We start from the raw sequence: 11700 nt of genomic DNA, 5'->3' as shown, positions 1-11700 counted from the left end.
TCGTGGGGCGCACCGGCCGGTAGGGTAGGCCTGAAACAGGTGTGCCGGGACGAGATTCGACCCGTGCGCACGAGGCCAGGACGAGTCAGACGATTCGGTCGCGCCACGCGACACGAGACGACGGAGTGTGCGATGAACGGCGAGCACAACCAGAGGCAGCCCCACGCCATCCAGTGGAGCGCCCCGCAGCCCGGCGGCGCCGAACCGGCGTGGCAGGGCCCGAGCCCCGACGCCCCCGCAGCGAAGGCCCCCGAACCGACGCCCCCGCAGAGCGAGGCGGCGCCCGGCCTCGGCGCCCAGGGCAACTGGGGTTATTCGTCCGAGGCGTCTCACCCGAACCAGCAGGGTGGGCAGGAGGGCGCACGCGTGCCCCGCCGCGACGAGGCCGGGCACGGCGAAGAAGCATCGGCGCCCCTCGGTAACCCGTGGGGCTTCGAGCCGAATGCGGGTTCGGACGCCGGAGCCTCGCGCTCCTTCCCGTCCGATGCCCAGTCCGCATCCGCTCCCGGCTGGGCCGGTGCGGCGGGCAGCGGCTCCACCGCCGAGGAGATCTCGAGCTCCCACCCCGACAACGCCGGATACGGCTGGTCCGGTGCATCAGGCGCATCGCGCTTCGACGCCCCGGATCGCAGCGACCACGCGCCACGCGCGAGCGACCCCTCGTCGGATTCCGCCTCACACGGTGCGTACGGGAACGAGTCGCGCTACGAGAGCGCACCGCCCCAGGCCGAATCTGCTCGCTCCTACGAGAGCGCACCGCACCAGCAGCCGCGTGACGGTGGCGACACCGGCGGCTCCCGGCCCGAGCGGAACGAGGGACCCTCGTCCGCGAGCGCGGCGCCCGCCAGCTACGCCTCGGCGCCGAACCTCGGCCAGACCGGCGCCGACAGCTCGGCCAGCTCGGCCGCCACGCCGCAGGAGTACGAGTCGAACCCGCCGCAGGTCATCGGTCAGAACGACGACCTGCCGGACGACTCCCTGACGATCGGACGCAGCCGCAGTAACAGCATCGTCCTCGACGACATGCTCGTCTCGCGTCGTCACGTCGTCATCACCGCCGACGAGGAAGGCCTCCTCCTGCGCGACCTCGGCTCGCGCAACGGCACCTTCGTCAACGGCCGCCGCGTCGAACAGACGCACCTGCACGAGGGCGACCGCATCGGCATCGGCGCCTCGACGTTCGAGGTGCGCGACGGCTGGCTCGTCTCGGTCTGATCGCCACGCGACCGCCGGCGGGCGTGCACGCCGGCGGTCAGCTTCGTTCGAGCACGTACCAAAGGGGAAGGACGAGCGTGAACGACGCTCAGCAGGAGCTGCACATCGAGGTGGAGGGGCGCCGCATCCGGCTGTCCCCAGGTCAGAGGTTGACGTTGGGGCGTGATCGGGCCGCGGACGTGCCCCTCGCGAACGCCGACGTCTCCCGCCGTCACGCAGAGATCCGTCATGAGAACGGCTCGTGGCAGCTTCGTGACCTCGACAGCTCGAACGGCACGTGGGTCGGCGGACACCGGGTGCGCGGATATGTCGCACTCCGTGGCGGCGAGAGTGTTCGCCTCGGCGGTGAACGCGGCGTCCCGTTCCGGGTCGGAATCTCGGCGGCCCCCGCAGAACGCACGGGCTCGAACACGAGCGCCACCGGACACGCCGGCACCGGTCCCGTTTCCGCACCCATGCCGCGCGCCAAGACCTCCTCCGGTGACACTCAGGCCACGCACACGGGTGGCCCCACGGCGGCGAGCGGCCCGCTCCCCAGGGCCGCTGCTCCGGCCAACCAGGACGGTTCCGGCGTCACGACGACCGGGCCCATCCGTCTCCCCCGCCCGCCACGGGCCCCCGAACAGCGCCGCGCGACGGGCGACGTCTTCCAGGGCTGGAGTGGGCAGGTCGAACCGCAGCCGACCGGCCGCATGACCGTCCAGGGTGCGGCTCCACAGGCCATGAACGCGCCGACCGGCACCATCACCATCGGCCGCGGTCTCGAGAACGAGATCGTCATCAAGGATCTGCTCGCCAGCCGCCAGCACGTACGTCTCGTCCCCCAGGGCGACTCGTTCGCCGTCGAGGATCTCGGCAGCCGCAACGGCACCTACATCAACGGTGCTCGCATTCACCGCGGAACCCTGCGCGAGGACGACCTGCTCGCCGTCGGCCGCACACGCTTCACGCTCAAGCAGGGCCGACTCGTCGCGAGTGAGGACGAAGGTGACGTCAGCTTCGTCGCCAACCACCTCTCGTTCGTCCTACCCGACGGCAAGAAGCTGCTCGACGATGTCAGCTTCGGCCTCGAAGGTTCGAGTCTCGTCGCCGTCATCGGCCCTTCCGGCGCCGGAAAGTCGACTCTGCTCAAGGCCCTCATCGGTGCGCAGAAGGCCACCGAGGGCGAGGTCTACTATGACGGCCGTGACCTCTACGACAACTACGAGGATCTGCGCCACCGCATCGGTGTCGTGCCCCAGGACGACGTCGTCCACCCGGAGCTGACGGTCCGCCAGGCCCTGCGCTACGCCGCCGAGCTCCGGTTCCCGGACGACCTCGACAAGGAGCCGCGAGAGGAGCGCGTCGAGGAGGTCATCGACGAACTCGGCCTCACGGCGCACGCCGACACCCAGGTGGCGCGCCTGTCCGGTGGTCAGCGCAAGCGCACCTCGGTTGCTCTGGAGCTGCTCACCCGCCCGTCGCTGCTCTTCCTCGACGAGCCGACCTCGGGCCTCGACCCGGGCCTCGACAAGCGTGTCATGCTCACCCTGCGCGGCCTCGCCGACGGCGGCCGCACCGTCGTCGTCATCACCCACAACGTGGCGAGCCTCGGCGTGTGTGACCGCGTGCTCATGCTCGCTCCGGGCGGCAAGGTGGCCTTCTTCGGCCCGCCCGAGGAGATGCTGCCGTTCTTCTCCGCGTCCGACCACGCCGACGTGTTCAACACCGTCACCGACGACCCGGAGCGCTCGCAGGACACGTTCCGCCGCTCTGCGCTCATGGACAGCCACGTCTCGGCTCCGCTCAGTGCACCTCGCTCACCGGCATCGACGACCGAGGACAAGGCTCCGCGCCAGCAGACGATCGGACGCCAGCTGTCGACGCTCATCCGCCGTCAGTTCCGCGTCATTGCGGCCGACCGGGGCTTTGTCGGATTCATGCTCCTGCTGCCCATCGCGCTGGCGGGCCTCGCCATGCTCGTGCCGGGCAGCCACGGGCTGCACACCGTCTTCTTCGAGAAGGAAGTCGCGGCCGCAGGGGGTGATCCGAGCAAGGTCACGCTGACCCCCGAATCGAGTCAGATCATGACGCTCATCGTCATGGGTTCGGTGTTCATGGGCCTCGCCGCGACGATCCGAGAACTCGTCGCCGAGCGACCGATCTTCCTTCGGGAGAAGGCTGTCGGCCTCTCCCCGTTCGCCTACATCGGGAGCAAGGCCGTCACGTACGGTCTGCTCATCGCCGTGCAGTGCGGCGTCATGGTGGCCCTCGTCATCCTCGGCAAGGGTGCGCCGGACGCAGCAGTCACCCTCGGCAGCCCGATTCTCGAGACCTACCTCATCGCGTTCCTCACCGGTCTCGCGGCTGTCGGTATCGGCCTCGCGCTCTCGAGCTTCGCGAAGACGAACGAGCAGGTCATGCCGATGCTCGTCATCGTCATCATGGGCGCCCTGGTGTTCTCCGGCGGACTGTTCGACCTCAACTCGGCGGCCATGCGCGCCATGGGCAGTATCTTCCCGAGCCGCTGGGGTCTCGCGCTCGGCGCACAGACCGCCGACGTGCACCAGAGCCTCACCATCCCCGGGCGCGAGCGTGAGTGGGATCCGTTCTGGCTGCGCGAGAGCAGCAAGTGGGCTCTCGGCGCTGCCATCCTCATCGTGCAGTTCGTCGTGGCCTTCCTCGTGGCCCTCGTGAGCACGCGCCGCCGCAAGAGCATGTGACGGCTGCGCGGGCGCCTCAGTAGCGCAGGTCGCTCCAGACGCCCGCGTGGTCCGTGCCCTCCACGGTGACGATACCCGCCTGCTCCGGCACGAAGCCGCGGGTCAGGATGTGGTCGATCTGGCTGAAGGCCGGGATCGAGCCGCCCATCGGCCACGTGGGGCGCCAAGCACCGTGGACGTGCGGATAGGCGTCCACCATCCCGCGGGACAACTGCCGGAACGCGGGGTGGGCTCTCGAGGCGTTGAAGTCCCCCGCCATGACGACGTGCTCGGCTGTCCGCTCACGCTGCCACTCCCCCTCCGCCCGTAGCTGGGGACGCCACTGCGCGACACCGTCGCGAAGCGGCGGGTAGGTGTGAACGCCCTTGACGACGATCTGTGCGCCCGGTGCGTGCACGCGTACGACAGGCGACTGGAGATCCCACGGGCCGAGCTCGGTGTCGGCGTCCAGCGTCTCGGTCGGGAACCTCGACAGGATCACGGTCCCGCGTGAGCCGTCGTCGATCATGCCGCGTGAGCGGTGCGGAAAGCGCTGGGCGAGGCCTGCGTCGTCGAGGGAGCGCAGACGCGCCGTCGTCATCTCGACGAAGACGACGACGTCCGGATTCGTCTCGCGAACCGCCTCCATGACGGAGGCCGTTTCCGCTTCTCCCAGTTCGCTGTTGAGGGAGAGCACACGAAGATGGTGATCGCCGGCCCTGGTTGCGACCTCGCGTGGCACCTCCGGGTGACTGCTCAGGGCGACGGCGGCAGCGAGTGTGCTCACCACGAGCGGCACCAGCGCGACGAAGCTCGCTCGTGTTCGCACAACGAGCGTGAGGGCGAGGCAACCGAACGCGGCGATGATCCACACCGGCGTGAGGGCCTGAAGGACCGGCACGACGTTCCCGGCGAGCACATCAACCCACATGAGGGAAGCGAGGAACGCCACCCCGAGCGACGCGGCCGCCACGAACCGGCCTGCGGTACGCCGCAACGGCGGAACTCCACGACCGCTCGGACCGACGCCGTGCCGCTGAGCCGACGCCGTGAAATCAGCGGGGCCGGGCTCGCTCATCCGCGCAAGACCTGTCGTAGTCGGTCCATCTCCCGACGGTCCTTCTTCGTCGGACGCCCTGCACCGCGGTCGCGTACGGGCACCTGCGGGATGACCTCGCGGGGGCGCTCCGGGGTGCGGTCGTCGTAGCAGCGTGCCGCGACGGGGGCGCCGACGCGCTTGCTGATGAGGTCCACGACCCCGAGGATCCGATCGAAGCCGTGCAGACGAACGCGCACCTCGTCACCGACGGAGACGTTCGTGGCGGGTTTCGCGCTCACACCGTTGATTCTCACGTGACCGGCCTTGCAGCCGCTCGTCGCGGCCGAGCGTGTCTTGTAGACGCGCACGGACCACAGCCACACGTCGACGCGGACGCTGCCGCGCTTTACAGGAGTGCTCACCCGCTCAGCCTAGGCAGGCAGGCTGCGGCCCGACTGCATGTTCGCTCCGAGAACGCGCCTGGAGCCTCGAGGAGACGAAAAGACGACGTCCGCTCCTCGCCGGAGCGAGGAACGGACGTCGAAGGGCTGAGCGATCAGTGCATGAACCGCCGGCGTAGGAGAACCGCACCGGCGGCGAGCACCCCCGCAACGGCCAGGCCCGTCAGGCTCACGCGAGAACTCGCCGCCGTGTGCGCCGGCGCCTCGTAGTCGGTCTGCACAGTCGGTCCGACGGCCGCAGGGGCCTGAGCGTGCGGCGCTGCTGCCGGCACGGCAGCAGGACGGGCCACCACAGGCGACGCGGGGCGCGGGGCGACTGCACGCGGCGTCGCGACCGGGGCCTTCGGCGCCATCGGCTTCGAGACGGGCTTGGTGGCGGGCTTCGGGGCCACGACGCCGCAGCGCAGCGACGTCGAGGTGCGGGCGCCGACGGCACCCGTGGCCGGGTTGACGAAGGCGACCGCGTGGCGGCCGTTCGGCACACCGATGGCTCCGTAGTCGTGGCTCTGCGGCAGCACCCGGGCGCCGGCGTACCCGCGACCGTCGAGGGTGACGTTCCAACGCGCTTCGGTCGCCGCAAGGTTGATCGCCCAGACGCCGATGTAGCCCCGGCCCTTGTCGCACACAGAGCCGAGAATCTCGACCGCCGCGGGATAGCGGATACCCATTTCCTCCGCGATCTGGTGACGCTCGGCCACCGAGGCGTTCTTGATCGTCCAGGCGAGGATCTCGTCGTCGTTCGTCGCGTCCTCGGGGTTCTTCGGCGCCTTCATACCGAAGACCTTCTCCGGCACGGCGCCGGAGGGCTTAGACGTGGGCTCTCCCGCTGGCGTCTTGACCGGCATCGTGGCTGCGGGCTTCGGCGCAGGTGTCACCGACGCCGGCCCTTCGAGCGTTGTGGTCGTGGCCGGGCCCGCGGACGGGACGGTCGCTGCAGGCACAGTCTGGGGGGTTCGCGTCGGCTTCGCCGCGTCGGTCTCCTCCGCAGCCTCCTGCTGGCCCGTCGTTGCCGGAGCCACCTTCGCCGCGTCGTCGGTCGTCAGCACGACCGGGGGCGTGACATCGGCGGCCGCTGCACTGGGGGCGATGGCGAGCCCGCCGAGAACGAGTGCGGGGAAGAACGCCGACGTGACGGCGGTGCGACGCAGACGCGTACGCAGGAGGGAAGAGGGCACGAAGACTCCGGGGAAAGCGCAGAAGAAGGCGCGACGACGTCGCAAGACGAATCGTCCCACGCGCTCGGCCCGGAGAGGACACCCGGCTGACCTTGTGACCAACTTGTTGCGTGAGCACGCAAAAGGCCCGGAACCTCGTACGAGATTCCGGGCCTTCCGTGGTCCGACGTGGGACCGCAGTAGCGGGGACAGGATTTGAACCTGCGACCTCCGGGTTATGAGCCCGGCGAGCTACCGAGCTGCTCCACCCCGCGTCGGTATGCCTCAACCTTAAGAGCAGGTGAACGGAATACGCAAATCGGTGGCGGCGTGAGGTGCCTCACGCCACCACCGACGCGCCTCACTTCGCCGTGACCGAGCCCGACGGCGCGGCCGACGTGGCCGAGTCGAGAGCCTTCTGCAGACGCTGCTGCGCCTCGCCGTAGGCCTTCCAGTCACCCTTCTTCATGGCGGCCTGCCCGTCGTCGTACGCCTTCTGCAGATCCTTCAGGGCCTTGTCGAGCGTTGCGTTGGACGAGGTCGACGGCTTCGTCGTCGAATCCTTCCCGGAGTCCTTCTCCGAGTCCTTGCCCGAATTCGCGTCGTCCTGGGACGGCTGCGGCGCCCCGTCCGCTCCGGAGTCTCCTGCGAACAGATCGTCGAGCGCCGCCTCGAGGGTCGGCGCCCATGCGAGCTTGTTGCCGAACCCGACGACGACCGCGCGCTGCAGCGGGTAGGACGTTGCACCCCGGGCCTGGACGTAGATGGGCTCGACGTAGAGGAAGCCTCCCCCGACGGGCAGCGTGAGCAGGTTGCCGCGCGCCACCGTCGAACCGGACTGTCGCGCCTGGCTGAGGAACTGCGTGAGGGGCACGCTGCCGTCGGCCGAGGTGCGCGTCGTCGAGTCGAGATCGTTCTGGAACTGCGCCGGGCCCGTGACCGAGGTCGAACCGGGCATCTCGAGCAGACGCACCCGCCCGTAGGTCGAGGCCTTCTTGCCCGCCTCGGAGCCCGCGTCGGAGTCGACCGACAGGTAGCCGGTGAGGTTCTGTCGCGAACCGACCGGAATGTACGTGGACGTGAGCGAGTAACTCGGCGCCTTCTGCCCCGGCATCGCGAGCGTGAGGTAGTACGGCGGCTGGGGCTGGCCCTTGGCGTTCTCACCGGCCGTCGGGTCGTCCGGCACCTGCCACTGGTCACTCGCGTTGAAGAACTCACCCGCATCGTTCTGGTGGTAGGTCTCGAGCACCGTTCGCTGCACCTTGAACAGGTCCGATGGGTAACGAACGTGGGAGACGAGATCGGCGCTCATCTGCGACATCGGCTTCACCGAACCGCCGAACGCCTTCGTCCAGGCCTTGAGCATCGGGTCGTTCGGCTCCCACGCGTAGAGCTTCACCTCGCCGCTGTAGGCGTCGACCGTGGCCTTGACCGAGTTGCGGATGTAGTTGACCTGGCCGTCACGCAGGGCACGGACGTTGCGCGAGGTCGCCGTCGTCGAGTCGGACGTGGCACCGGAGAGGTTCGACTTCGCCGCGCCCGGGTAGTTGTCACTCGTCGTGTAGCCGTCGACGATCCACTGCACCCGCCCGTCGACGACGCTCGGGTAGACGTCGCCGTCCGTGGTGAGCCACGGCGCCACGGCCTTGACGCGCTCGGAGGGGTCGCGGTTGTCGATGATGCGGCTGCCGTCACCCACCGCGTCGGACAGCAGGATGTTCTTGTCGCCGTAGGTCACGGCGTACGCGAGGCGGCTCATCGGGTTCGACAGGGCGACACCACCCTTGCCGGCGTAGCGCGTGCGCTTCTGTTCACCCGAGGCGTCGGGGTGGTCGAGTTCGCGAGCGCCCTGGCCACCGACGATGGAGAAGCCGGGCATGTCCTCGCCGAAGTAGATGCGCGGTTCGTACTTGCCGAGTACCCCGTTCGTCGGCATGTCCTTCTCGACGAAGACGGGCGCGCCCTCGGAGGTGAGCTTGCCGCCGTCGGCCGCGACGACGCCGTAGCCGTGCGTGTACACGGTGTAGTCGTTGACCCAGTTGCGCTGCGAGGCGGGCACACCCGCGAGGTTGAGGCCGCGCACCGCAACGACGGTGTCGCGCTTCTCGCCGTTCGTCGTGTAGCGGTCGACGTCGAGGCTGGCCGGGAAGCGGTAGTAGTTCACGCGCCCCTGCAGCTGCTGGAACGTGGCGCCGACGACGGTGGGGTCGAGCAGGCGGATACCGCGCATCGTCGCGGTGTCACCACGCAGCTGCCCACCGGATGCGTCGGTCGTCGCGCTGTAGCTGCGCCGATCGATGTCGCCGAGCCCGTAGGCCTTCATCGTGGCCGCCATCGCGTCCTTGATGTACGGGGTCTCCTTGCTCGCCTCCGAGGGCTTGACCTGGAAGCGCTGGACGAACGCCGGATACACCTGACCGACGAGCACCGCCACCGCCGTCATCATGGCGACGCCGACGAGCGGTACGCGCCAGGTGCCCGTCACGATCGTCGCGATGAACATGGCCGCGCAGCACAGCGCCGCGAGGGCGAGGACGCCGCGCGTCGGAATGATCGCGTGATCGACCGTGTACGTGACGCCGGTGATGCGCGACCCCGCGGCCGTCGTGCTCTCGTAGCGAGACAGCCAGAAGGAACCGGCGCGCACGAGCAGGAGCGCAGCCGCGAGGACGCACAGGTGCACGCGAGCCGCGGCCGACGTACGGGGGCTGCGGGAATGAGCGCCTCCCCCGGCACCGCGGAAGTTGAGGCCGCCGTAGAGGTAGTGCGCGAGCAGCGCCGCCAGGAGGGCGAGCATGAGCACCATCGTGAGGAAGCCGACGAGAAAGCTCAGCCACGGCACGGTGAAGACGAAGAAGCCGATGTCCTTGTTGAAGTGGGCGTCCTTCGTGCCGAACGGAACACGGTTCAACCACAGCAGGGCGAGCTTCCACTGGGAGGCCGCTGTCGCCCCGCCGAAGAAGCCGACGAGCGCCGGGACGGCCATCCACACTCGGCGACGGATCGGCTCGAAGGCGCCGCGGTAGCGCTCCATGACGAGCTCATCGTCGGATTCCGGCACGATGACGGGCCGTGCCCGGTGCGCCACGGCGAGGGACGTCCAGACCGCGCCGCCGGTGAGGAGCGCCCCGATGACGAACAGCACGCCCTGGGTGATCCACTGGGTTCGCAGCACGCCGACGAAGCCGACGGAGTCGAACCAGGCCCACTGCGTCCACGCGCCGGCGACGAGCCGAACGAGGAAGATCGCTACGATGAGCCCACCGACGACGAGCCCGAGGCGCCTCGCACGCTTGACCGAACGGGGGTCGAGAGCAACCTGCTGCTCGCCGCCTTCGGGCACCCGATCTGCAGGCACCGGCCCCACCCCTTCACCCGCGCAGCGCGCGTTCGTTCGCGCTCAGCGCGCAGACTCGTTCCAGCGTTCTGCCCCAACCTAACCCGTGGCCCACCTCACGCGTGCGCGCGGGGTCCCCGGGCCGCCTACGATGGGATCCATGAGTGCCGTCAAGCCCGTCCTGTCACCCCTGACCCGCTGTGCGCTCGAGACCGAGGCGCATGTCGCCTCCGAAGGGTGGGGCCAGGCGCCCCGGCTCTTCGCACTCGCCCGCAACGGCGAACTGTTGCGCGCCCAGCCCGCGCTCGCAGCCGTGCTCGGGGACATTGATCCCGACGAGTACTCCGCCATCGAGCAGGAGGACGCCATCGTCGGCGACGACCTCGAGAAGGCCCTCGGCCACACGGCGTGGCCCGATGACGTCGAAGGCGTGGCACTCGCGGTGGAGCGCATCATCGTGCCGCCGAGCGCGCAGACCGACACCTTCGGCACACGAGGCTCCACGACGGAGCGTCTGGCCTCTCACGCGGAGCGCGAGGACGTCCGCCTCCTCGTCGCTGCCCTGCGTGGCGGCGAGATCATCACCCTCGTACGACGCAAGGCCGAGGACAGCGACGACAAGGTTGCCATCGGAACGAACATCGCCCCCGGTCTCGTCGATGCGCTGAAGGCCACTCTCGCAGGCTGACGACCTCTCGGTGCCTCAACCGCAGCGGGCGAGGCCCTTAGTGTCGTTCTTCGCGATGCCTTCGACGGCCTTGACGGCCTCGTCGATCGTCGCCACGCGGTAGACGCTCAGCCCGTCCGGCACATTGCCCTTGAGTTCGGCGCAGTTGTCGGCCGGTGCGAGGAACGCCGTAGCACCCTCTTCACGAGCGCCGACGACCTTCTCCTTGACCCCGCCGATCGGCCCGACCTCGCCGACGGAATTCATCGTGCCCGTGCCGGCGATGTGCTTGCCGCCGGTGAGCGGGCCCGGCGTCACCGTGTCGTAGATCGCGAGCGTGAACATGAGGCCCGCGCTGGGGCCGCCCACGTCGCCGACGGTGAGCTTCACCGTGAAGGGCAGGGAGGCCTTCGGGTTGAGGGCCACTCCCATGACGGCACGCCCGTCGACCTCCTGTGTTGGCACCTCGAGCGTCATCGGCTTGCCGGCGCGAGTGATGCCGAGCTTCACCTTCTCCCCCGGCTTCACCTTCTTCATCTCCCGCTGCAGGGTCGGCGAATCCTTCACCGCAACACCGTTGACGCTCGTGATGACGTCCTTGGTACGCAGGAGCTTCTTCGCGGCGGCCTTCTCGGAGACGGCGGCGATCTCGATCGTCTCCGGCACGGTGAATCCGGCCTTGCGGGCCGCGACCACCTCGGCGGCACTCTGCGAACCCGTCATCTCCGCGGCGTTCTGCTGCTCGACCTGCTCCCTCGTCGTCTCCGGAGCGAAGAGATCGGACTCCTTGTAGATCTCCGCGTGCGAGTCGGTGAGCGCAAAGGCGTACTCGAGTGCGCTCGGACGGTTGCCCGGCCCTCCGTACATCGAGACCGTCGTGAAGCGCAGCGAACCCGTCGTCGGATAGGTCTTCGTGCCGCTGACCTGGAGGATGCGCTTGCCGTCGAGCGAACCGAGCGTGTCCGGAGCCGGCCCGGGACGCAGGATGACGTACGGCACCTTGATCGCGACGGAGGCGATGAGGGCAGCCAGGAGCAGCAGGAAGACGCCGAGGACGATCTTCGTTCGACGCTGCAGGGCCATCACGAGTGGGCCCGGCTGATCGTGACGAAGGAGGCGCGGGAACTCATAGCGACCTTTCGATGT

General features: G+C 69.2%; 8 protein-coding genes and 1 tRNA gene. 3 read left to right on the top strand and 6 right to left on the bottom strand.

Annotation, left to right across the window (positions count from 1 at the left end):
* Positions 1-132 precede the first annotated feature (132 nt).
* Positions 133-1215, top strand: a complete 1083-nt coding sequence (locus tag K9D12_RS11390) for an FHA domain-containing protein (protein ID WP_223060267.1) — start codon at positions 133-135, stop codon at positions 1213-1215.
* A 77-nt stretch (positions 1216-1292) separates the two neighbouring features.
* Complete coding sequence (locus K9D12_RS11385) at positions 1293-3917, top strand: ATP-binding cassette domain-containing protein (RefSeq protein ID WP_370633501.1); 2625 nt, start codon at positions 1293-1295, stop codon at positions 3915-3917.
* Positions 3918-3933: 16 nt separating this feature from the next.
* On the opposite strand, the gene K9D12_RS11380 is transcribed toward K9D12_RS11385, so the two are convergent.
* The 5 genes from K9D12_RS11380 to K9D12_RS11360 form a co-directional block, all read right to left on the bottom strand.
* Entirely contained in the window at positions 3934-4974 is a 1041-nt protein-coding gene (locus K9D12_RS11380) for an endonuclease/exonuclease/phosphatase family protein (protein WP_223060266.1), read from the bottom strand.
* On the bottom strand, positions 4971-5357 hold the full coding sequence (locus tag K9D12_RS11375) for an RNA-binding S4 domain-containing protein (protein WP_187035737.1): 387 nt from the start codon (positions 5355-5357) through the stop codon (positions 4971-4973). Before K9D12_RS11375 ends, K9D12_RS11380 begins: the two co-directional genes overlap by 4 nt.
* A gap of 134 nt (positions 5358-5491) precedes the next feature.
* A complete protein-coding gene (locus K9D12_RS11370; RefSeq protein WP_223060265.1) occupies positions 5492-6571 on the bottom strand; it encodes a hypothetical protein in 1080 nt (359 codons plus the stop codon).
* A gap of 180 nt (positions 6572-6751) precedes the next feature.
* A tRNA-Met gene (locus K9D12_RS11365) sits at positions 6752-6825 on the bottom strand.
* Positions 6826-6911: 86 nt separating this feature from the next.
* The gene (locus K9D12_RS11360) at positions 6912-9908 is read right to left on the bottom strand and encodes a UPF0182 family protein (protein WP_370633500.1); all 2997 of its coding nucleotides are present in this window, start codon (positions 9906-9908) and stop codon (positions 6912-6914) included.
* Positions 9909-10047: 139 nt separating this feature from the next.
* On the opposite strand from K9D12_RS11360, the gene K9D12_RS11355 reads away from it, so the two are divergent.
* Complete coding sequence (locus K9D12_RS11355) at positions 10048-10575, top strand: PPA1309 family protein (protein ID WP_225911204.1); 528 nt, start codon at positions 10048-10050, stop codon at positions 10573-10575.
* 15 nt (positions 10576-10590) lie between these two features.
* On the opposite strand, the gene K9D12_RS11350 is transcribed toward K9D12_RS11355, so the two are convergent.
* Entirely contained in the window at positions 10591-11637 is a 1047-nt protein-coding gene (locus tag K9D12_RS11350) for a PDZ domain-containing protein (RefSeq protein WP_187035743.1), read from the bottom strand.
* Positions 11638-11700: the final 63 nt, after the last annotated feature.

Origin of the sequence: Dermacoccus sp. Tok2021 (assembly GCF_019895135.1) — a bacterium.
GTDB lineage: Bacteria > Actinomycetota > Actinomycetes > Actinomycetales > Dermatophilaceae > Dermacoccus > Dermacoccus abyssi.
This window is presented reverse-complemented; position numbering and strand designations above follow the sequence as displayed.

Bases quoted from the DNA above. Each gene is read 5' to 3' on its own strand.
- K9D12_RS11390 (WP_223060267.1), top strand. From the start codon at position 133: ATGAACGGCGAGCACAACCAGAGGCAGCCCCACGCCATCCAGTGGAGC.
- K9D12_RS11380 (WP_223060266.1), bottom strand. From the start codon at position 4,974: ATGAGCGAGCCCGGCCCCGCTGATTTCACGGCGTCGGCTCAGCGGCAC.
- K9D12_RS11355 (WP_225911204.1), top strand. From the start codon at position 10,048: ATGAGTGCCGTCAAGCCCGTCCTGTCACCCCTGACCCGCTGTGCGCTC.
- K9D12_RS11350 (WP_187035743.1), bottom strand. From the start codon at position 11,637: ATGGCCCTGCAGCGTCGAACGAAGATCGTCCTCGGCGTCTTCCTGCTG.